At 63.1% G+C, this 22476-nt stretch carries 21 protein-coding genes; 2 read left to right on the forward strand and 19 right to left on the reverse strand.

Annotation, left to right across the window (positions count from 1 at the left end; all coding sequences use genetic code 11):
• Positions 1-3: 3 nt before the first annotated feature.
• The 16 genes from nucS to rho all read right to left on the reverse strand — a co-directional run bounded on the left by nucS (position 4) and on the right by rho (position 15213).
• Positions 4-696: an endonuclease NucS gene (gene nucS / locus QYR03_RS03405; RefSeq protein ID WP_301712822.1), complete on the reverse strand. Its 693-nt coding sequence runs from the start codon at positions 694-696 to the stop codon at positions 4-6.
• Between the two features lie 63 nt (positions 697-759).
• The gene (locus QYR03_RS03410; protein WP_259850924.1) at positions 760-1218 is read right to left on the reverse strand and encodes a DUF2550 domain-containing protein; all 459 of its coding nucleotides are present in this window, start codon (positions 1216-1218) and stop codon (positions 760-762) included.
• Between the two features lie 234 nt (positions 1219-1452).
• Entirely contained in the window at positions 1453-1815 is a 363-nt protein-coding gene (locus tag QYR03_RS03415) for a F0F1 ATP synthase subunit epsilon (RefSeq protein WP_301712823.1), read from the reverse strand.
• Positions 1816-1824: 9 nt separating this feature from the next.
• Complete coding sequence (atpD, locus tag QYR03_RS03420) at positions 1825-3375, reverse strand: F0F1 ATP synthase subunit beta (RefSeq protein WP_259850920.1); 1551 nt, start codon at positions 3373-3375, stop codon at positions 1825-1827.
• A gap of 2 nt (positions 3376-3377) precedes the next feature.
• Positions 3378-4352, reverse strand: a complete 975-nt coding sequence (locus QYR03_RS03425; protein ID WP_301712824.1) for a F0F1 ATP synthase subunit gamma — start codon at positions 4350-4352, stop codon at positions 3378-3380.
• Between the two features lie 67 nt (positions 4353-4419).
• The gene (gene atpA, locus QYR03_RS03430) at positions 4420-6099 is read right to left on the reverse strand and encodes a F0F1 ATP synthase subunit alpha (protein WP_301712825.1); all 1680 of its coding nucleotides are present in this window, start codon (positions 6097-6099) and stop codon (positions 4420-4422) included.
• 8 nt (positions 6100-6107) lie between these two features.
• Positions 6108-6941 (reverse strand): F0F1 ATP synthase subunit delta, encoded by an 834-nt coding sequence (locus tag QYR03_RS03435; protein ID WP_301712826.1) that lies wholly within the window; start codon positions 6939-6941, stop codon positions 6108-6110.
• Positions 6942-6949: 8 nt separating this feature from the next.
• Positions 6950-7531 carry a F0F1 ATP synthase subunit B gene (locus QYR03_RS03440; RefSeq protein ID WP_301712827.1) on the reverse strand — a complete coding sequence of 194 codons (582 nt, stop codon included), beginning with the start codon at positions 7529-7531 and terminating at the stop codon, positions 6950-6952.
• Between the two features lie 47 nt (positions 7532-7578).
• Positions 7579-7821, reverse strand: coding sequence for an ATP synthase F0 subunit C (locus tag QYR03_RS03445; protein ID WP_076598385.1), 243 nt, complete (start codon positions 7819-7821; stop codon positions 7579-7581).
• Positions 7822-7921: 100 nt separating this feature from the next.
• On the reverse strand, positions 7922-8719 hold the full coding sequence (gene atpB / locus QYR03_RS03450; protein ID WP_301712828.1) for a F0F1 ATP synthase subunit A: 798 nt from the start codon (positions 8717-8719) through the stop codon (positions 7922-7924).
• A 348-nt stretch (positions 8720-9067) separates the two neighbouring features.
• On the reverse strand, positions 9068-9433 hold the full coding sequence (locus QYR03_RS03455; protein ID WP_301712839.1) for a hypothetical protein: 366 nt from the start codon (positions 9431-9433) through the stop codon (positions 9068-9070).
• Between the two features lie 119 nt (positions 9434-9552).
• Positions 9553-10692 carry a glycosyltransferase family 4 protein gene (locus QYR03_RS03460; RefSeq protein WP_301712829.1) on the reverse strand — a complete coding sequence of 380 codons (1140 nt, stop codon included), beginning with the start codon at positions 10690-10692 and terminating at the stop codon, positions 9553-9555.
• Positions 10693-10696: 4 nt separating this feature from the next.
• The gene (locus QYR03_RS03465; protein WP_301712830.1) at positions 10697-11362 is read right to left on the reverse strand and encodes an L-threonylcarbamoyladenylate synthase; all 666 of its coding nucleotides are present in this window, start codon (positions 11360-11362) and stop codon (positions 10697-10699) included.
• 41 nt (positions 11363-11403) lie between these two features.
• Entirely contained in the window at positions 11404-12276 is an 873-nt protein-coding gene (gene prmC, locus QYR03_RS03470) for a peptide chain release factor N(5)-glutamine methyltransferase (RefSeq protein ID WP_301712831.1), read from the reverse strand.
• Positions 12245-13324: a peptide chain release factor 1 gene (prfA, locus tag QYR03_RS03475; protein WP_259850904.1), complete on the reverse strand. Its 1080-nt coding sequence runs from the start codon at positions 13322-13324 to the stop codon at positions 12245-12247. Before prfA ends, prmC begins: the two co-directional genes overlap by 32 nt.
• A complete protein-coding gene (rho, locus tag QYR03_RS03480; protein ID WP_301712832.1) occupies positions 13324-15213 on the reverse strand; it encodes a transcription termination factor Rho in 1890 nt (629 codons plus the stop codon). Before rho ends, prfA begins: the two co-directional genes overlap by 1 nt.
• 269 nt (positions 15214-15482) lie before the next feature.
• Between rho and QYR03_RS03485 the strand changes: the two genes are divergently transcribed.
• Together QYR03_RS03485 and QYR03_RS03490 are read left to right on the forward strand one after the other, a co-directional pair.
• Positions 15483-17258: a long-chain fatty-acid--CoA ligase gene (locus tag QYR03_RS03485; protein ID WP_259850902.1), complete on the forward strand. Its 1776-nt coding sequence runs from the start codon at positions 15483-15485 to the stop codon at positions 17256-17258.
• A gap of 87 nt (positions 17259-17345) precedes the next feature.
• Positions 17346-18488 (forward strand): glycerol dehydrogenase, encoded by a 1143-nt coding sequence (locus QYR03_RS03490; RefSeq protein ID WP_301712833.1) that lies wholly within the window; start codon positions 17346-17348, stop codon positions 18486-18488.
• Positions 18489-18713: 225 nt separating this feature from the next.
• On the opposite strand, the gene QYR03_RS03495 is transcribed toward QYR03_RS03490, so the two are convergent.
• From QYR03_RS03495 to QYR03_RS03505, 3 genes are all read right to left on the reverse strand, one after another.
• Positions 18714-19787, reverse strand: coding sequence for a hypothetical protein (locus QYR03_RS03495; protein ID WP_301712834.1), 1074 nt, complete (start codon positions 19785-19787; stop codon positions 18714-18716).
• 104 nt (positions 19788-19891) lie between these two features.
• Positions 19892-21241: an IS256 family transposase gene (locus QYR03_RS03500; protein ID WP_301713562.1), complete on the reverse strand. Its 1350-nt coding sequence runs from the start codon at positions 21239-21241 to the stop codon at positions 19892-19894.
• A gap of 54 nt (positions 21242-21295) precedes the next feature.
• Entirely contained in the window at positions 21296-22195 is a 900-nt protein-coding gene (locus QYR03_RS03505; protein WP_301713509.1) for a VWA domain-containing protein, read from the reverse strand.
• Positions 22196-22476: the final 281 nt, after the last annotated feature.

A 22476-nucleotide genomic window follows, 5' to 3' on the forward strand; every position in this document is an offset into this window, starting at 1 on the left:
AACCTAGAACAGCCGAAGCTCGTTGGATTCGATGCCGCGCAAGTCGTCGTAGTCTAGAGTGACGCACGTGATGCCGCGGTCCTCGGCGAGGGTGCGCGCCTGGGGCTTGATCTCCTGCGCCGCGAAGACCCCCTTGACTGGGCCGAGGAGTGCATCGCGGCTGAGCATCTCGACGTAGCGGGTGAGCTGCTCCACGCCGCCAATGTTGCCGCGGCGCTTCACCTCCACTGCCACGGCCTTGCCGTCGGCGTCCCGGGCCATGATGTCTACCGGACCGAGCGGAGTGGGGTATTCGCGGCGGACGAGGGTGTAGCCGTCACCGAGCACCGTGATGTGCTCCGCGAGCAGCTCCTGCAAGTGGGCCTCCACACCATCCTTGATCAGGCCCGGGTCGACGCCCAGGTCGAACGTGACATCCGAGTGGATCTCCTCGATGGTGACGCGCAGCTGCTCCCCCTTTGGGTTCTCCACGACCCATAGCTGGGCGCCTGTCTCGTCGCCGTCAACATCCACAATCGGTTCCTCGGCGATCGTGCACGGAGGTGTCATCCAGTTGAGTGGCTTATAGGCGCGGTCGTCGGCGTGGACAGATAGCGAACCGTCCGCTTTCACCATGATCAGCCGGTCCGCGAGCGGAAGGTGCGCATCCAGGCGGCCGACATAATCAACCGAGCAACGGGCGATAACAAGACGCATAGTCCCCTACCCTAGCGCTTGCTACGTGCTCGCCCGAACGGTGCCCTGCGCCCCGGCGGGGAGTCAAAGATGGCTTCGAAAGGACCGCTGCCGGAACCGCGATGCGTCGGCACGCACCTGCCTGCTGTCGGGTGCGGACTCCACCCACGAGATGAGCGCCATCGCGGCGTGGCGGTTCGTCGCGAACTCGTAGTCCTCGCGCCCCGTGGAAAACAAAACGACCACCTGGACCCCGGGCATGAAATGCCGTTCGGTCTCGGTGGCCTGCCTGTTACCGGTGATGGTCAGCATGGAACGGTTGAGCTCCATATCCGCGGAGAAAGACAACGAGCGCAGTTTATAGAACCTCACTGTCTCGCCCTTGTACGCGGCGATGCCGTGACGCCAACCATGTGTCCCGGTGGCCGGGAGCTTGCGCAGAAGCGCCGGAGTTCCGTTGTTGCGCACCGTGAAGAACCTCCACAGGGCACCTGCGAGCAGTACCACCAGCACTGCGCCGAAGAGGAACCCGAGAAGTTTCATAACGGACTAGTCTAATGACCATCGGCACAGGAAATTAACCGCCGAAAGTTGGACTACCCCCGTTAAGAACGGATAGGGATGACCAGCCGCAGCATCAGCAGGCGTCACCCCGGAGGCGGTGCCCGAAAGCGGTGCCCGGAGGCGGGCATCCTAAGACTGCCGCGGCAGGCGGCAGCAGGCAAAAAGAAACCGCCCGGACCAGCCAGTGGCCGGTACCGGGCGGAAAGGGAGAGCTTAGGCGTTGCCGCTGCGTCGCAAAGCTGCTTGCTCCGCATCGTGGCGGGCCTTCGACATCGGGTCCTCCTCGTCGAAAGCCTCGTTGGCATTGACCTCATCGGCGAAGATCGCGTAGTCCGCCAAGATGGTGACCTTGTCACCGGTCACCGAGACGAACCCACCCTGCACGGCCGCGACGATCTTGTCGCCGTCGACCGGGGTGATGGTCACTACGCCGTTCTCCTTGAGCTGGCCCAAGAAGGGTTCGTGGCCAGGCAGCACGCCGATCTCACCTTCGGAGGTCTGGGCGGTGACGACCTTCGCCTCGCCAGACCACAACATGCGCTCGACAGAAACGAGGTGCGCGGTGATTTCAGCCATGAGCTACTCCTACTTCTCTTGCAGCTTCTTGTACGCAGCCTCGACGTCGTCCAGACCGCCGAGGTTGTTGAAGGCCTGCTCCGGGTAGTGGTCGAACTCGCCGGAAGCGAGACGGTCGAACGCGTCGATCGTCTCCTCGAGCGGCACGTACGAACCTTCGTCACCGGTGAACTTCTTAGCGACGAAGAAGTTCTGGCCGAGGAAGCGCTGGATCTTGCGGGCACGCATAACGGTGATCTTGTCCTCTTCGGACAGCTCGTCCATACCGAGGATGGCGATGATGTCCTGCAGCTCCTTGTTCTTCTGCAGGATGTTGATCACCTTCTGCGCGACAGCGTAATGACGCTCGCCGACGATGCCCGGCTCCAGGATGCGGGAAGTCGAGGTCAGCGGATCCACAGCCGGGTAAATACCCTTCGAGGCAATGGAACGGGAGAGCTCTGTCGTCGCATCCAGGTGGGCGAAGGTGGTCGCCGGTGCCGGGTCGGTGTAGTCGTCCGCCGGCACGTAAACGGCCTGCAGAGACGTAATCGAACGGCCCTTGGTCGAGGTAATGCGCTCCTGGAGAACACCCATCTCGTCAGCCAGGGTCGGCTGGTAACCCACTGCAGACGGCATACGGCCGAGCAGCGTGGACACCTCGGAACCTGCCTGGGTGAAACGGAAGATGTTGTCGATGAACAGCAGCACGTCCTGGTTCTGGACATCGCGGAAGTACTCCGCCATGGTCAGGCCGGACAGGGCCACACGCATACGGACCCCCGGCGGCTCATCCATCTGGCCGAAGACAAGGGCGGTATCCGGAAGGACGCCCATGTCCTCCATCTCGAGGAAGAGGTCTGTACCCTCACGGGTGCGCTCGCCGACGCCGGCGAAGACCGACGTACCGGAGAACTCGCGTGCAATACGGGTGATCATCTCCTGGATGAGAACGGTCTTGCCCACACCAGCGCCGCCGAAGAGGCCGATCTTGCCGCCCTTGACGTACGGGGTGAGGAGGTCGATGACCTTAATACCGGTCTCGAGAATCTCCGTCTTGCCCTCGAGGTCCTTGAAGGCCGGGGGCTCACGGTGGATGCCCCAGCGCTCGCCCTCCTGGCCGACCGACGGGTCGTCCAGGCAGTCGCCCAGCGCGTTGAAGACGTGGCCCTTGACCTGGTCGCCGACCGGCACCGAAATCGGGTTGCCGGTGTCGACGACCTTGGCACCGCGGACGAGGCCGTCGGTCGGGGCCATGGCGATGGTACGGACGAGACCGTCGCTCAGGAACTGAGCGACCTCGAGCGTAATGGTCTTAGCCACTGCCTCGAGCTCGATGTTGGTGTGCAGAGCGTTGTAGAGCTCCGGCAGTTCGCCGCGCGGGAACTCCACGTCGACGACGGCGCCGATGACGCGCACGACGCGGCCGTTCTCGGAGCCCTGCGGGTTCTGGGTGCTCTCAGCGCTACGAGCCTGGGTGGCATTATCAGAGGCGTTCTCGACGGCACCGGAGGCTGCGACGTTGTCCTCGGCCCCGGTCGGCTCGTCGTTACGCCCATCAAAAGATTGAGCTGTAGTCATTTCTAGTCACTTTCTCCGCTACCGGACAACGCGCCAGCGCCGCCGATAATCTCGGTGATTTCCTGGGTAATCTTCGCCTGACGGAGCTGGTTCGCTTCACGCGAAAGCTCGCCGGCCAGTTCGGTTGCGTTGTCCGTCGCGTTCTTCATCGCGGTGCGTCGAGAAGCGGACTCCGCCGCCGACGCTTCCAGGAAGATCGAGTAGAGCGACCTGGAAACGTACGCGGGAAGCAGCTGCTCCATGAGCGTGTCGGCATCCGGCTCGAAGTCCATGTCCGGCAGAGCATTGCCGGACGTGTTCAGCAGATCCTTCTGCTCGAACTCCACGTCGTGGAACACCGGCTCGATCGGAAGCAGCTGGTGGACAGTGGCTTCCTGCGACAGCATGGACACGAACCTCGTGTACACGACGTGCACCTGATCGAAGCCGCGGACAGCCTGCCCCTCGGTGCCGCGGAGGCCGTTACGCCACTTCGCTTCACCTTCGGAGCTGGCCTCGAAACCTTGGATAATGTGCTGACGGACGTCATGGGTGGACTCCCACGACGGATCCTGGGACCAGCCGGTCCACTCCCCCGCGATCTCCTGATCGCGGAAGTCGTAGTAGCTGACACCCTTGCCGCCGGTGACGTAGCGCACCACGTCGTAGCCGTTGTCCCGGAGCATGCGATCCAGCTCGCCAGCCTTCTTGAGCACGTTGTGGTTGTATCCACCGGCCATGCCGCGGTCGGACGTGACCACGAGCACCGCCGCCACCTTGCCGTTTTCGCGTTCACGAAGCATCGGGTGGTCCAGACTCGTGGCCGAGACAAGCCGCTCCATCATGTCCTGCATCTCGTTGGCGTACGGCTGTGCCGCCGCAACACGCTGCTGGGCTTTGGTGATGCGGGAAGTCGCGATCAGCTCCTGGGCCTTGGTGATCTTCTTCGTGGAATTGACTGACCGAATGCGGTCGCGCAGTTCGCGAAGTGTAGCCATGGTGTGTGCTCCTCCTTTCTCTTAAGTCGTAGTGAGTCGTATTCGCTCGTCTAGCTCGTCGTGTGAACTAGCCGCGCTTCTGCGACTTACGAGAAACGTTGAGCTGGTTCTTCGACACATCCGCCTCGTCGAGGGGCTTCGCCTCCGGCTCGCGGACGACGTGCTCCTCGTTGGTCGGCTGGAAGTCGCGTGCGAAGCGCTCGTTGACGGACTTCAGAGTCTCCTTGGACTCGTCGGACAGGGCGACACCACCGTCGACCTGCTCGTAGACCTCGGGGGCCTCGGCACGGATCGTCTCGTGCAGCTCTGCCTCGTAACGGCGGACATCTTCGACGGGAACGGAGTCGAAGGCGCCCTCGTTGGCGAGGAAGATGGAGATGATCTGGAACTCGACCGGCTGCGGCGAGTTCTCGGACTGCTTCAGCAGCTCGACGAGGCGCTGGCCGCGCTCGAGCTGACGCTTCGAAGCGTCGTCGAGGTCGGAGGCGAACGCAGCGAAGGACTCGAGGTCGCGGTACGCGGCCAAGTCCAGACGCAGGTTACCGGCGACCTTCTTCATGCCCTTGGTCTGTGCGGCACCACCGACACGGGAGACAGAGATACCCACGTCGATAGCCGGGCGCACGCCCTGGTTGAACAGGTCGGACTGCAGGAAGCACTGGCCGTCCGTAATCGAGATGACGTTCGTCGGAATGAAGGCGCCCACGTCGTTCGCCTTCGTCTCGATGATCGGGAGCGCCGTCAGCGAGCCGGCGCCGAGCTCGTCGTTGAGCTTGGCCGCACGCTCCAGCAGGCGGGAGTGCAGGTAGAAGACGTCGCCCGGGTATGCCTCGCGGCCCGGCGGGCGGCGCAGCAGCAGCGAAATCGCGCGGTAGGCCTCAGCCTGCTTGGTCAGGTCGTCATAGATGACCAAGACGTGGTTGCCCTGGTACATCCAGTGCTGACCCAGCGCGGCACCGGCGAACGGCGCCAGCCACTTGAAGCCCGCAGAATCGGAAGCCGGAGCAGCCACAATGGTGGTGTACTCCAGTGCACCGTTCTCCTCGAGGGTGCGGCGCACACCTGCGATGGTCGAGCCCTTCTGGCCGATGGCAACGTAGATGCAGCGGACCTGCTTCGTCTTGTCGCCGGTTTCCCAGTAGGCCTTCTGGTTGAGAATGGTGTCGATGCAGACCGCGGTCTTACCAGTCTTGCGGTCGCCAATGATCAGCTGACGCTGACCACGGCCGATCGGGGTCATGGCGTCAATCGCCTTGATACCCGTCTGCATCGGCTCCTCGACCGGCTGGCGGTCGAGAACGCTTGCGGCCTGAAGCTCGAGCACGCGCTCTTCTTCGGCCTCGATCGGGCCAAGGCCGTCAATCGGCTGGCCCAGGGGGTTGATCACGCGGCCGAGGAAGTTATCCCCGACCGGGATGGACAGAACCTCGCCGGTCCGTACAACTTTGTCGCCCTCGGTGAGGGTCTCGAAATTACCCAGGACCACAACGCCGATCGTGTCGGTGTCAAGGTTCTGTGCGACGCCAATGACGCCGTTAGGGAACTCAAGCAGCTCGTTGGTCATGCAGCCCGGCAGCCCGGAAACCTGGGCAATACCATCTGCAGCCGACGTCACCACGCCGACCTCCTCACGGGAGGCCTCCGCGGAGTAGCTCGAGGTGTAGTTCGCTATCGCGCTACGGATCTCATCGGAGGAGATCGTCAGCTCCGCCATGTTCTTCCTGCTCTCGGTTGATTGTTCCAGCATTTTCGTCGTTAATAAGCCGTGTTGGCCGCCATGTCGGCACGCAAGCGCGACAGTTTGCCGCGCGTGGAGCCGTCGATAAGCTCGTCGCCAACGCGGATGGTCACACCGCCGAGGAGGCTGGGGTCAACCTCGGAGTGGATGGCCATCTCGCGGCCGTAAATCTTGCCTAGCTTCTCTGCCAGCGTCTCACGCTGTGCGTCGGTCAGCTCCGTCGCGGACGTGACCTCGGCAACCGTCTTGCCGGTCAACTCTGCGGACTCGCGGGAGACCGCGGCAATGTCGTCGACCGGATTGTGCTCGGGGCGGCCGATCACCTGAAGCGCGAGCGCCTCGGTGTACATGCTCACCTTGCCGTACAGCACGCTCGCCAGGAGCTGGCGCTTCTGGTCAGCGGTTGCGCGGCGGTCGGACAGCAGCTGGGTCAGCTCCCCTTCACGCTCGAGAAGGCGGGACAGGGCGAAGAGCTCGTTCTCGACGTGCTCCAGCTTGCCCTCGCTCTCGGCGCCGCGCAGCAGGGCACGGCGTCCCAGGTGCACGAGCCCCTCACGGAATTCGCGCGGGGTCGACCAGTCCTGCTCGGCGGCCTGCTTCAGCACGGACATGGTGGTGTCCGCCACCTTGCCGCTGAAGACGTCGCCGATCAAGCCGGAACGCTGCTCCGGCTTCAGGGATGTGTCCGCCACTGCAACGCGCAGGGAGCGGTGTGCTTCGAGCTGGTCCACAACGAGGAACAGCTCGGTGCCCACCTGGGCTGCGATGGAGACGGTGTCGCCAGCGTTGCGCAGAAATGCGTCCAGTTTCTCGGAGACCCGAGTCTGTGCTTCGCGGCTAGCTGCTCTCATGGACTACCTCACTTCCGCGTCGCCGAGCGGGCGGAGACGGTGTCCAGCTGGCTCAGGAAGGAGTCGATGGTGTTCGAGCGGCGGGTGTTGTCCGACAGCTCTGCACCGAGGAGCTCCTCAGCCAGCGTGATGGAGTTCTGGCCCAGGTCGTTGCGCAGTTCAGCGATGACCTGCTCGCGGGAGGCTTGGAGCTGCTTTTCGCCGTTTTCGACAATGCGGCGGGACTCTGCCTCTGCGTTGGCGCGGGCTTCTGCCTCGATCTCCTTGCCCTTCTGGCGGGCTGCTTCGCGGATCTCTGCGGCTTCGGCGCGTGCCTCAGCGAGCTGTGCGTTGTTCTTCTCCAGAGCAGCCTTGGCCTGTGCCTGAGCGGACTCCGCGCGCTCAATGCCGCCCTTGATCTTGTCTTCGCGCTCTGCGAGGACTTCCTGGAACTTCGGAAGCACGAACTTCCAGAAGAGCAGGAAGATGATGAGGAAGACAACGAGGGACCAGACGAGGTCGTATGTCTTGGGCAGGAGGATGGAGTTGCCGCCGTCGCCGGGCAACTTCTCGGCCTCCTCGGCCGCAAGTAGGTAGATGACGTTCGTCATTGGTTGCTCCTGTACTAAAAGGTTTACGAGTTAATGTGCGTGTTCTTTTAGAACAGGAAGCCGGCGACGAGGCCGATCAGGGCGAGCGCCTCGACGAAGGCGATACCCAGGAACATCGTGGTGCGCAGCTGGCCAGCCATCTCGGGCTGACGTGCCATGCCCTCAACGGTCTTGCCGACGAGGATGCCGATGCCGAGGCCCGGGCCGATCGTGGCGATGCCGTAGCCGATGGCGCCGAGACCGGTGTACTCGGTAGCTTCTGCTGCCTGCGCGAGGATGATGTCGTTCATGGAAAGTCGTTCCCTTTCTTGGTGCCCTTCCCTGTTGCGGTCCGGGCGGTGACGAGGTGAGTGGGGTTATTCAGTTGGCCGTAAGTCAGTTCGCGCCTGACTAGTGTGAATCTGCGTGCAGCGACAGTTCGATGTACACCGCGACCAGAAGGGCGAAGATGTACGCCTGCAGGAAGATGACAATCAACTCGTACAGGGTGAACAGGACCGCTGCGACCAGTGTGAGGCCGCTCATTGCCGTCCAGCCGTTGAGCTGCCAGAAGAAGAAGTTCGTGGCGGAGTACAGCAGGACGAGAATGATGTGGCCGGCCAGGAAGTTCGCCATGAGACGAAGAGCCAGGGTGACCGGACGCAGAATGAATGTCGAGAAGAACTCGATCGGCACCACCAGGAGGTGGAGCAAGGGAGGCAAGTTGGGGATCACGAGCGAGTGCTTCACGTATTTGCCGAATCCGTAGCGCGATGCGCCTGCGTAGATCATGGTGAAGTAGCCCACCACCGCGAGCACGATCGGCAGACCGATTCGTGAGCTCGGGGAGATGTTCAACCCCGGAATGATCGTGGCAACGTTCATGAAGAGGACCGTGAAGAAGATGGTCGCGATTACCGCAAGGAATCGGCGGCCTTCTTTCTTGCCCAAGATGTCCTCGGCGATCTGCACGCGGACGAAGTCCACTGCGAGCTCACCGAAGTTTTGCAGGCCTTTGGGAACCAACTGTGGTTTCCTGAAGGCCAGCAGGAACAGGATGATCAGGATGGCCGCCATGAACAGGCGGACGATCATGATGCGATCCAGCGCGAACCAACCGCCGAGGAAGTCTTCCCCGATCATTTGGCCGTAGTATTGCCCCGGGAAAAATTCTGGGTCCAATTCGGGCGCGTGGAAGCTGCCCCTCATGGCCAAAGTTGTAACGCTCAGCGTTCTCTCCCGTTCTCGGGCCGCACTCCGGTGCGGGGTGCGGTGCGATGGACGTCTTCATTTCTGCCTTCCGCGGCGGACTCCGTCGCACATCAGCTACCGCGGTGCAGGGGACTTTCAGAGGTGGTTACCCCATTAAGGCGTAGCTTCCCTCTCTTAACCCGCGATAAGCCTATCAGCAGACTGCCCTAATCGGGCACGTTGGGGGGAGGTTGTCGCGGTGATTCGGGGCCGGGTGTTTCATTGTCGGCGTATGAGCAGGTATGGGCACCAATCAGCTCGCTGTAACGTGAGTCACAGGGGGCACCCGCTTATCGACGCCCACCTCTACCCCACGTACATCGCCTGCGTCGTCATGATTCCCCACACCTCGGATGCGAGGACGACGACGAGTGCCGCGATGATCGTCACCACAAAGGCCGCGGTGTCGTAGAAATCCATTGTGCGCAGCCACACGAGTAGACCGCCCAAGACGAGAAGCTTGACTAACCAACTCCCGAGCACCACCGCCATGGTCGTGGCGGGTGTGGTTTTGGATGTCGCCAGGACAGAGACGACGGTCAGCAGGACGAAGCCGCCGCCGATGCCCGCGCCGAGGAGCACGCCCCAAATGCCGGGAAGTTCTCGCGCGGCGCCCCACGCCGCGAGCGAGACGACGGTGAGCACGACGAGGGCCCAGCCACCGAGTTTCAGTGCGCGCTTGAGCGGCGCTGCGGGGTCCTCGTAGTCGGGGACGGCGGGGGCACCGGAGTCGACGGGGCCAGCGGAGTCAGCAGAGTTCGCAGAGTTCGCAGGGTTCACAAGCGATCATGCTACCGCGAAGGTCCGATCTTGCCTTTCATTGCGGGCACGGCCGTGGCCGCGGCGGCGAGGACGACTGCGGACAGCAAGAGAGCGGCGGCGTAGCGAGAAGGAATGACGGAGAAGCTCACGGCGCCGAAGGCGATAGCGGAGACCCACATGTAGAGCACGAGCACGGTGCGCCGGTGCGTGTGCCCGAGGGCGAGCAGGCGGTGGTGGATGTGCTGCCGGTCGGCGGCGAACGGACTCTTACCCTGAGAAACGCGTCGGATGACGGCCATGACGAGGTCGACGACGGGCAGAGCCACAGCGGCGACAACGACGATGAAGGGGCTGATCAGGGCCACGAAGTCAGCGGTGCCGTACAGCGACATGTTGATCTTGCCGGAGGCGGAGATCGAGGCGGCGGCGAGCAAGAGCCCGATCAGCATGGCGCCGGAGTCCCCCATGAAGATGCGCGCGGGTTCATAGTTGTGCGGCAGGAAACCGGCGCACATGCCCACCAGTGCGGCGCAGATGATGGCGGGCGGGTACGCGGAGACGGCGCCGCCTTGGTCGTGGAGCACTGTCAGGGAGAACACCAAAATTGCCCCGCCGGCGATCATGCCGAGTCCGGCGGCCAGCCCATCGATACCGTCGACGAAGTTGAAGGCGTTGATGAGCATCACAATGATCAGCGAGGAGACGACCACGCCTTGCGCTTGGTCCAGAATAAGCGTGGTTCCGCCGTCGAACGGCAAGTAGAAGACGTTGAAGGATAGCCCCATCAGGGACATTGTGACGGCGGCGACGACCTGGCCGAAAAATTTGGAGAGCGCGCCGAGTTCGTAGAGGTCGTCGATGATGCCCACAACCACGATGAGGAAGGCGCCGACGACCACCGCTGTCATCTCGGGGGTGACAGGGGCGAAACCACGTGTCAGCGCTGGCAGCTGCATGGCCAGGTACACCGCGGACAGGAAGCCGGTGAACATGGCCACTCCCCCGAGGCTCGGGGTGGGCTGGGTGTGCACGTCGCGCTCGCGGATCTCGGCAATGCGGCCGGTACGCACGAGGAGGGACCGGATGGGTCCCGTCGAGAGGTAACTGAGCACCGCCGCGACGAGAATGACCATCCCCAGCTCCCTCAAGGGGACACCTGATCCGGTCATGGCACTACCTGTCTTTCCACCTCAGCTCCTCGGGGTCAAGCCCCAAAACTTCACCGATCTGTGCGGGGCTGACGGCTCCTTCGCGGAGAATCACCGGCGCGGGCCCGGAGATGTCGAGGATGGTGGACGGCTGCCCCACCTGCGAGGTGCCGCCGTCGAGGTAGGTCTGCACGGCCTCGCCGAACTGGTCGCGGGCGCCAACGGCGGACACCGGCGGCGCCTGGCCGGAGATGTTCGCGCTCGAGACAGCCATGGGGCCGACCTCGCGCAGCAGCTCGATCGCCACGGACTGCAGCGGCATGCGCAGAAGGACGGTGCCGCGGGTGTCGCCGAGGTTCCACGGTAGGGACGGCGCTTCGGGGACAACGAGCGAAAGTCCGCCTGGCCAGAAGGCTTCAACGAGAGTTTTCGCGGTATCGGTGAATTCGCGCACCAACCCCTGAATGGTCGTCCACGACCCCACGAGCACAGGCACAGGCATGTCCGGCCCACGCCGCTTCGTGGCAAGAAGCTTTGCGACGGCATCCGGGTTGAACGCGTCCACCCCAATCCCGTAGACCGTGTCGGTCGGCAAAACCACGCACTGCCCCGCCCGGACAGCCTTCGCGGCGGCATCGATGCCCTCCTTGCGCCCCTGGGGGTCAAGGCAGTCGTAGATTCTGCTCGGCATCTAGGTGGTGCTCCTTCGGATGTGGTCCCTGGATGGAAACGTCAATGTGTCCGTAGCTTACTCGCCGTGACAAACCGTTCACGTCCCGTGAGGTCGGCCATGTTGCGGATGTCTGCAAATGAGCCGTCCGCTTCGACGAGCCCGCGGGTCAGCGCTGCGGTCGTGTCGTCGTGTTCGATGCCGAGTTTCCCGCCGGGCGCGAGCAACCGCGACGCGACAGGAAGGAGACCCTTGATCGCATCCATGCCGTCGGCGCCGGAGAAGACGGCGTCAAGGGGATCGCGGTAGATCTCCGGTTGCAGCTCCCCCGACTCCTCAGGTGTGAACGGCACGTAAGGAGGATTGGCGACGACGAGGTCGACGGTCCCGGAAAGCTCGGTGAGCAGATCCGGATCGGTCATATCGCCTTCGATCATGCGGATGTTGGGAAACGGTGCCGCATTCTCGCGGGCGACGGCGAGCGCCGCCGGGGACTTCTCCACCCCGATGACGGTCTCCGGCTTCGCCCTGTCAGCGATGTAGATAGCCAAAGCACCGGAACCGGTGCCGAAGTCGACCACGGTCCCCCGGGGGGCCTGCTCGACGGCCCACTCGGCGAGCACCTCCGTCTCGGGCCGAGGAATGAATACTCCCGGACCGACCTTCAGGTCGTGGACACCGAACGGCGCGCTACCCAGGATGTGCTGCAGGGGCTCCCGCGCAGCACGGCGGGCGATCAGAGCTGTGTACTCGGAATCGAAGCCGTCATACGGTTCAGCCAAAACCAGCTGCGTCGGGGGCACTCCTAAAAGGTGGGCAGCGATGAGGCGGGCGTCGACGGACGGGGATGCCACGCGGGCGTCGATAAGCGATTGCGTGGCGTTATTGATCGCTGAGCGGAGACTACTCTGCTTCAAGACGCTCCTGGCGCTCATGGGTCTGGAGCGCGGTGATCAGGTCGTCCATGTTGCCGTCGAGCACGGAGTCAAGGTTGTTGGCTTTAAAACCGATGCGGTGGTCGGAAATACGGTTCTCCGGCCAGTTGTAGGTGCGGATGCGCTCCGAACGGTCCATCGTGCGGACCTGGGACGCGCGTCCTTCCGCCGCCTCGGCCTCAGCTTTCTCGCGCTCAGCCTGTTCGAGGCGGGCCTGGAGAACCTGCATCGCACGCGCGCGGTTCTGGATCTGGGAACGCTCTTTCTGGCACGTGACCACAATGCCCGTGGGCAGGTGGGTGATGCGCACGGCCGAGTCCGTCGTGTTGACGCCCTGGCCGCCCTTGCCGGAGGAACGGTAGACATCGACGCGAATATCCTTCTCGTCGATCTCCACCGCGCTGACTTCCTCCGTCTCCGGGAAGACGTACACGCCAGCTGCCGACGTCTGGATGCGGCCCTGCGATTCCGTCACTGGGATGCGCTGCACGCGGTGGACGCCGCCCTCGAACTTCAACTTCGACCACGCGCCGTCGCGAGACGGGTTCTTCATGGTCACGGACACCGTCATGTCCTTGACACCGCCCAGGTCCGATTCCGCGACGTCGAGGACATCCCAGCTCAAGCCCGCCTTCTCAGCGTACTTCTGGTACATGCGGGCGAGGTCGCCGGCGAACAGAGCGGCCTCTTCGCCGCCCGCGCCGGCCTTGATCTCCATGATCACGTCGTCGGCGTCGTGCTCATCACGCGGGGCGAGCAGGTCCGCGAGCTCCTCCTCGAGGCGCACGATCTCACCTTCAAGGCGCGTGGCCTCCTCGGCGAATTCCTTGTCCTCCGAGGCCATCTCCGCGGCGGCCTCGTGGTCCTCGCGGGCCTGGTTGAGCTCGTTGTTGACGTTGATGATCGGCTGCAGCTGCGCGTAGCGCTTCGACAGCTTCCGGAAGAGATCCTGGTCGCCCACCACTTCCGGGTCGCTCATCTGGGCTTGGATGCCCTGGTACTCGGAGACGTAGTCGTCGACAAGCGAGACTTGCGATTTCTCTGCCATTACTGGTAGTCCTCCGTCTCCTGGTCCGCCGCCATCGGCGCGGATTGCGCCACGCCGACGAGGAACTCGCCGTTGTTCTTCGTCTTCTTCAGCTGCTTGATCAGCATGTCGATGGACTGCTGCGGGTCGAGCGCGGAGAGGATACGGCGCAGCTTGTGCATGATGCGCGTCTCCTCCGGGCTCATGAGCAGCTCGTCCTTACGGGTGCCAGACGGGTTGACGTCCACGGCCGGGAAGACGCGGCGTTCCGCGATCTTGCGGTCCAGCTTCAGCTCGGCGTTGCCGGTGCCCTTGAACTCCTCGAAGATGACGGTGTCGCCGGCCGAACCGGTCTCCACCATGGCGGTCGCGATGATGGTCAGCGAGCCGCCCTCCTCGATGTTGCGGGCCGCGCCCAGGAAACGCTTTGGCGGGTACAGCGCGTTCGAGTCCACGCCGCCGGAAAGGATGCGGCCGGACGCCGGCGACGAGTTGTTGTACGCGCGACCCAGGCGGGTGATGGAGTCGAGCAGGACCACGACATCCTGGCCCATTTCGACGAGGCGCTTAGCGCGCTCGATCGCCAGCTCCGCGACAGCGGTGTGCTCGCTCGGCGGACGGTCGAAGGTGGAGGCGATGACCTCGCCCTTGACGGAGCGCTGCATGTCGGTGACTTCCTCGGGGCGCTCGTCGACAAGCACGACCATGAGGTAGCACTCCGGGTTGTTGTGCGCGATCGCGTTGGCGATGTTCTGCAGGATCGTCGTCTTACCGGCCTTCGGCGGGGACACGATCAGGGCGCGCTGGCCCTTACCGATCGGCATGACCAAGTCGATCACGCGCGTGGTGAGGATGTTCGGCTCCGTCTCCAGGCGCAGACGCTGGTTCGGGTACAGCGGGGTCAGCTTGTGGAACTCAGCGCGCTGCTTCGCCTCGTCCACCGTCATGCCATTGACCGTGTCCACACGCACCAGCTGGTTGTAGCGCTGGCGGTTGCGGCCGTTGCCGTGCGTGTGACCCTGGCCGTTCGCACGGACCTGGCCGATCACCGCATCGCCGGAGCGCAGGCCACAGCGGCGCACCAGGTTGTTGTTGATGAACACGTCTGCCTGGTTCGCCCGGTAGCCCGTCGTGCGCACGAACGCCGCGTTGTTGTCGACGATGTCGACAATGCCCGCGACCTCCTGCAGCTCCTCGGGATCCAGGTCCTGGCCGTTGTTGTGGTTGTTGTTGCCGCCACCGTTGTTGTTGCCGTGGTTATCACGGTTCCGGCGGTTCCGGCGGTTGCGGCGCCCGCGGCGGCCCCCGCCGCCGTTGCCGTTGCCGTCGTGGTTGTCACGGTTGTCTCGGTTGTCGCCGCCGCGGTTGCCGTTGTTATTGCCGTTGCTGCGGTTGTTGCCGCCCCGGTCGCCCCGGTCAGAACGGTCGACCCGGTCGCTGCGGTTGTCGTGATTGTCTTGGTCGCTGCGGTCCCCCCGGTCAGAACGGTCGCCGCGGTCGTCGCGGTCACCCTTCTCACCGCGATCGCGGTTGTCGGGGTTGGCGGCGCCGTCGTCAAGCTTGTGCTCGTACTGGTCGCCGTGCTTGGCGCGGTTGCGGCGCGCGCGGCGGGCGGCGGAGCGCGACTCGTAGCGCTGCTCCTCACCATCCTTCTTCGGCGCGTCCTTCTTGTCGTCGCCCTTGTTGTCGGAGCTGGGCGCGGAGGGTGTCTCGGTGTTGTCCGCGGCGGCCTGCCCGCTGGCGCGCTGACGTGCGCGCTGCGGGACGGTGCCGGTGGTGATGGCTTGAATGAGCTCGCCCTTGCGCAGGGCGGACGTGCCGCGCAGGCCCTTTTCAGCGGCAATCTTGCGCAGCTCCGGAAGTTTCAGCGATGCGAGGTCCTGGCTCCCTGCGTTACCCGTTTCGGTCACGGATGTCCTTTCGTCATGTTCGTGCGACGCTGTGTGTTCACGCGGTAGTCCCCACTCTCGGCCCGTCGGCTTGAAAAGCCCGCGAAATGAAGGGGCGGAGGTGGTGCACGCTAGATCGGACTCACGCCGCGTGGGAAAACTACTGGCACGGGCGGATTTCTGGAGGCGGAAAGCGCCGTAAGGTCACGATCTTGTCCGACAGTGTAGCGGACGCAGCGCGGCGGCGGTTCACCAACCCGCTCAAAAGGGGCCACGGTATTGTTGGCTGCATGCTTTCCACCATGCAGGAAGTGCCGTTTTCGGTCGGCCGGATCCTCGAGTACGGGTCCTCGGTGCACGGTTCCACGAAAGTGACCACGTGGCGCTCGGGCGAGGCGGAGGAGACGACGTTCGCGGCCGTCGGCGCGCGTGCGGCGGCGTTCGCGCACGCGTTGGAGGACCACCTAGGCATTGACGGCGACCAGCGGGTGGGCACGCTGATGTACAACTGCGCGGAGCACCTCGAGGTGATGTTCGCAACGGCGGCGAAGGGCTCGGTTTTCGTGCCGCTGAACCTCCAGTTGATCGAGGACCAGATCGCCTACATCGTGAACCACGCGGAAATAGAGGTCATCGTCGCGGACCCGCGTCTTGCACCGAAGCTGGACCGCATCTTGGAGTCCTGCCCGACAGTACGCGCGGTCTGTTTCACGGGCCTCGACGACATTGAGCAACTGCGCGGCACGGTGGGCGCGGACGTCGCGGTTTATTCGTACGAATCGCTTCTCGACGGCTCCTCCACCCTCTACCCTTGGCCCGAACTTCCCGAGAACACTGCCGCGGCGATCTGCTATTCCACCGCGACGAGCGGCCCTCCGAAGGGCATCGCATATTCCCACCGGTCGATCTGGTTGACGGCGATGAGTCTGCGCGCGACAGACTCGCTGGCGATCACGCACGGCGAGTCGTTCCTGTGCTGCATCCCGATCTACCACGTGCTCAGCTGGAATGTGCCGTTCAGCGCGTTTCTCACTGGGACTCCCCTGGTGCTGCCGGACTCGGATGTCTCCGCGCCGACGCTGGCGAAGCTGATCGCCGGCACCCACCCGCGTGTCGCGCATGGCGTGCCCACTTTGTGGATCCAGCTCATGGTGCACTACCTGCACAACCCGCCGGAGCGCATGTCTCTGACAGAGATTTACGTCGGCGGCTCCCCCGCCCCACCGGCCCTGATCAAGGTGTGGGAGGAGCGCTACGGTGTGGATATCATCCACGTCTGGGGCATGACGGAGACCTCCACCGTGGGCACCGTCGCGCGTCCGCCGTCGGGCGCGTCCGGTGAACGTCGCTGGGCCTATCGCATCTCGCAGGGTCGCTTTGCACCGTGGCTGGAGTACCGCGTGGTCAACGACGGCGGCATCGTGTCGCGCACCGACCGAAACGACGGCGAGATCCACGTCCGCGGCAACATGGTCACCGGCTCCTACTACTGGCCGGAAAACCCAGAAGCAGCCGAACGCGTATCGACGTTCCGCGGTGAGCCCGTCCCCTCCTCCGACGAGTCGTTCACCGGCACCGGCTGGTTGCGCACCGGAGATGTGGGCACCGTGACTTCCGACGGCTTCATGACGCTCTACGACCGCTCCCGCGACGTCATCCGTTCCGGCGGCGAGTGGATCTACTCCGCCCAGTTGGAGAACCTAATCATGGAGTCCGACGAAGTCGTCGAGTGCGCCGTCATCGGCTACCCCGATAAGAAATGGGGCGAGCGCCCCCTCGCCGTGACCGTCCTCCACGCCGATGTCACACCGACGGTCGAGCTAGCCAAGAAGCTCCGCAAGGACCTCGCGGGCGAGCTGCCCACCTGGATGGCACCGGAGTACTGGACCTTCGTCACCTCCATCGACAAGACCTCCGTGGGCAAATTCGACAAGGTCGACCTGCGCTCGCATCTGGCCAAGGATGAATTCGACATCATCACCCTCCCCGGGCCCGGCACCCACACCGCCGACAAGCGTGAGGGCGACGGGGGCGACAGCGCGTCCGGGGCCACTGTGCGCAACTAACCCCGCGACCCGCGCTGCCATGCCTGAGCAGTCGCGTATTTCTCCACGCAAAAACGCATATCACGAGATCGGCGTACCGTTGGGGGCATGGCACAACACGACATTTTCTCTTCCCCGTCCCGCTACATCCAAGGCAAGGGTGCGATTGCCGATCTGGGCGAGCACCTGAAGAAACTTGGCGAGAACCCGCTGCTGGTGTCGGACGACACGGTGTGGGGGATCGTCGAAAAGCAACTTGTCGAAGGTTTCGAGGCCGCAGGTTTGCCCGTCAACCGCGTGGGCTTCGAGAAGTTCGCGACCGCGAAGGCCGTCGACGACCTGGTGGAAAAAATCAAGGCCGAGGGCCATGACATTATCGTCGGCATTGGCGGCGGCTCCGCGATCGACGCGGCCAAGGCTGCCGGTTTCGAGTCCGACATCGTCTGGGCCAGCGTCCCGACCGCCGCGTCCTCCGACGCCCCGACGTCGACCCTCGCGGTGATTTACACCGAGGACGGCGCGTTCGACGAGTACCGCTTCTTCCCGAAGAACCCCGACGTCGTGCTCATCGACACCCAGCTCGTCGCCGGGGCGCCGGAGCAGTTCCTCGTCGCCGGCATCGGCGACGCCCTGGCCACCTGGGTCGAGGCCCGCGCCACCGCGAAGGGCAACGGCACCACGATGAACGGCGGCCACCCGACCCGCGCTGGTGCCGCATTGGCCAAGCTGAGCTGGGACATCCTGTGGGAGCACGGTCTCGCCGCGCTCGATGCTGTGCGTGCCGGCGTGGTCACCCCGGCTCTCGAAGCAGTTGTCGAGGCCAACACTCTCCTGTCCGGTCTCGGTTTCGAATCCGGCGGTCTCGCCGCTGCCCACGCCATCCACGACGGCCTCACCGCCGCCGAGCAGACCCACGGCCTGTCCCACGGCCAGAAGGTCAACGTGGGCACCTGCGCCCAGCTCATCATGGAGGGCGCCGACGCCCAGGAGATCGAGGACTTCATCGAGTTCACCACCAAGGTCGGCCTGCCGAACTCCCTGACCGAGGTCGGCCTGACGCCTGAGAACACCGAGGAGCTCGAGGCCGTGGCCAAGGCCGCCACCGCCGAGCACGAGACCATCCACAACATGCCGTTCCCGGTCACCCCGGAGATGGTCGTGGAATCCCTCATCGCCCTCGAGCACATTTCCCGCCGCGTCCGCGAGCAGCGTGGCCTGCCGGAGCCGGTCAAGTACGAGGCCAAGCACTAGGCAGCTTCCGCCTATCGACGCCCAAACCGCCCCGTCCCAGTCTCCCTGGGTGCGGGGCGGTTTCTGCTGTTCCCGGACAGTCTGCCTTCGGTGGCCTTCCTGTCCCCTATGCTGTCCTCACTATGCGATGCCATTTCCCGGCGAGCCGCGACCTGGCGTTATGCAGATCGCATAGTGCACATCGCATAGTGGACATCGCATAGTGCGGCCGCCTCCGCCCCGCTCCTACGCGTAGGGGCTAGTGCTCGGTCCGTTCGGATTGCTTGGACCGTACGGGTTCTCCGGCCCGTTCTGGGTATTTGGGCCGTACTGGCCCGGCTGGCCTTGAGGACCGGGTTGGCTCGGCTGGCCAGGCTGGCCGTGGGGACCGCTTGGGTCGTGCTGTCCGAACTGGGCGGTCGATCCACCGCGCGGACCCTGGGGGAAATCATCCCGCGCATCAACCCGGGACTGCGCAGCCTTCTTCCTCCGGCGCAGCATGAACATCAAGATGCCGAGGAACACCAACAGCAGCAGACCCACGCCAAGGGCAACCGGCCACAACCACCCCGGAGCCGAAGAATCACCGTCTTCGGCAGAATCCGCACCATCGCCGTCTTCCTTACCATCCTTCTTGGAGCCGTCGTCATTGGCACTGTCGAACTTGATCGGCTCATCCGACGGCTCCGGACCATCCTCATACGTCGGCTCCCAGTCCATGCCACCGTCAGCCGGCTCACCATCAAGCTTCACTGCGAACTCGTACGGTTGCTCTACACCAGTGACTTCGCCTTCGCCCTTGGACCCCATGCCGAACCAGACATAGTAGAAGCCCTGTTGTGCTTCCCGGTACCACGCATAATTACTGGCAGCAACGGGGCCCTCTTCGGCATCCTCATCGAAGAAAATCAGCTTCCCGTCACCGGCGTTATTGCGAAGAGCATCGTGGAAGCCTAATCCGATTGCATCGGCCTCCTCAATCACCGATTTCGGTGTCTTCGCTTTGATCACCGGGCGCTGACCCCACTCCACCGGAATCTTGTACATCCGATATTCGCCCGGAACGATCTTGTCGGAATACGACCCTTCAGTGATCTCCACCGCATCGTTGAAACTAGAACCACCGGTGACCGCCTGGGAATTCTCGATTTCGAGGTCCCCTTTGTACTCGCCAGCATCGTGAATCTTCCGGTCGTTCCATTCCTTCGCCTGCTCCTCATCCGGAAGCGGCTCGTAGTTCACGTTGACTTCAAGGTTCACATCGTCAGTGATTTCGTCGCCGTCCTGGTACACCTGCACCGGAATGAGCCAGGAACTCATGTCGCAATTGTTCTGCTTGCCGTTGTCTGTAAGCGACTCATGGCGATCGAGCACTATTTCGTACGGTCTGGAGAGTGTCCGATTGTTTGTGTGCGGGGTTTGGTTTACAAGTAGTCCGCGAATCGGTCGGGGTACGCCACGGCTAGTTGGTTGATGGCTTGTTTCCACCCGTTGGCTTTCGCTCCTTCAATATAGCCGTTGCATTCGATGTCGCGCTTCGCCTTCTTCGCTCGCTGGGCGGCGCGCTTGTCTTCGATGTTGCAGATCATCAACCATAGGGTCTTCAGCGCCGCGGTATCGTTCGGGAATTGGCCCCGGTTACGGGTAGCTTTACGCAGTTCAGCATTCAGCGATTCGATCGAATTGGTGGTGTAGAGCACCCGCCGGGCCGCCGGCGGGAACTGCAAAAACGGCACGAACCGGTCCCAGGCGTCGCGCCAGACTTTGACCGACTGCGGGTATTTACGGCCCAACTCTGAGGCCTCGAAAGCATCCAGGCTGGCACGGGCGGCGTCCTCGTTGGCGGCCGTGTAGATCTCACGTAGCGCCCTCGATACGGGTTTGCGGTCTTGGTAGGACACCCACCGGTTCGCAGCTCGAATCAGGTGCACGATGCAGGTCTGCACCATCGAATTCGGCCAGGTTGCCTCCACGGCTTCCGGCAGGCCTTTGAGCCCGTCGCAACACACGATGAACACGTCCTGGACGCCACGGTTGGCCAAATCTGCGCAGACTGATGCCCAGAATGCGGCACCTTCATTGTCTGCGATCCACAATCCTAAAATGTGCTTGATGCCGTCGATATCCACACCGATGGCTATGTAGCAGGCTTTGTTGACCACCCGGTGACCATCGCGGATCTTCACTCGCAGCGCGTCAAGGAAGATCACTGGGTAGAACTCGTCGAGTTGCCTGTTCTGCCAGATCAGCACCTCATCCAACACCGCATCGGTAATGGTACTGATCGTATCTGGGCTCATATCCACCCCCAGGGTGCCGGCGAGATGGTGCTGAATATCGCGCACGGTCATCCCGCCGGCGTACAACGAGATAATCATGTCGTCGAGCTCTGTCAGCCGACGGGATCCCTTCGGCACCATCTTTGGAACAAACGTGCCAGCACGATCCCTCGGCATAGTCACTTCCAACGCGCCATACCCAGAATTGACGGTCTTGGTGTACGACCCGTTGCGGTGATTGCTCTCCTGTGCGGTTTCCACCCGGGCCTTCGCCTTACGGTCGGCATGGCCGTAGCCCAAATGCGCATCCATCTCCGCCTGCAGACCAGCGTTGATCGATGCCTGCAACAGGCCTTTAACCAGGTCGCTTGCATCATCAGCAGAGGCCGACAGCTCGCTGATCAGGCTGGCCAGCTCAGGATTTTCCATCAGCTTCTCGCTGATCTCGTTGACCCTCGCCGGGTCATGGCCTTTCTTCGGTGACACAGCAGTCATTATCAGTGAAACTCCTTCAGATCAGAGCCTCACACACAAACTTCCTGACACCCTCTACGGTCTGAGCCCGAACTCAGCGTTACTGTAGGCCGAGCTCGTTCCACCCACGACAGTCCTTGCGGCACCGCATTCCGGGTCCTTTTCATTGGTTTCCGAGGACGTTCCTACCACTAGATCGCCATGGTGGATACCTCCGTTGGTCTGCCATACCGGGGTGATGATGACTCGGGCGTTGTGGCCCTCCGGCACAGAGACACGGAAGTAACGATCCTTCTTCGCATTCCTATCCGGGGTCACCTTCGTCTGATACTGACCCTCATCAAGCCACTTCGCATCCTCGGGACTATCCGCAAACTCAAACTTCGTCCCCTTCAACTGGTACTTACCCACATCACGCTGAGTCAGAAACTTCAAAGAGTCAGCAAGAGAACCGGCATCATCAGCCTCCAAGAACTGACCCTTACCCGCATCAGCAATACACTGCAGCTCCTTACGAGCCTCCTCATCAACCTTGAAACCCACAGTGTGAATCGCCAAATCCACACCCTCGTCAGCTAACTCCTTGGCCACCTCACACACCGGCGGCGGAGCACACGAATCAATACCGTCAGAAACCAGAATGATCGAACGCTGCCCCTCGTCACCAAGCTCCTTGGCTGCCTCACGCAACGAATTCCCCATCGGGGTATGCCCCTTCGGCGTCACACCATCAATCGCCTTGTTGAACTTGTCCTTATCAATCTCCCCCACAGGCGCAAGCGTCTCAATATCCTTGCACCCCCGATCACGATTATCCGGCGCATCAGACTCCTTCGCCCCGTAAACCATCAACCCCATCTGGGCAGTACCCGGCAGGGACTCGACGAGATCCTTCGAAGCCTTCTTCGCAGCATCAATACGCGGACCATCAGCGTCGTCCTGCAACATCGACGACGACGCATCCAAAATCAACATCGCCTTACTATCCGCACTGGCAGAACCCGCAGACCCCGACTCCGCCGGCGAAGCCGCAGAACTAGCCGCAGACGAAACCGAAGAAGCCGAAGACGAAGCTGCAGACGAGGCCGAGGACCCCTGCGCGAGCGTCATCGGGGCCCACGCCACGGCAATCGAAAGAGCGAGGAAAACCCTCGCTCGAACTGATGAAGATAACGCCTACATGCCTTCAATTCCTTTCCACAATGTGTTCAGCGTCACTAAGGAATGTAAAGCAACAACAGAAAGCACGCAGGCTT

This window comes from Corynebacterium sp. P4-C1 (assembly GCF_030503595.1).
Taxonomy (GTDB): domain Bacteria; phylum Actinomycetota; class Actinomycetes; order Mycobacteriales; family Mycobacteriaceae; genus Corynebacterium.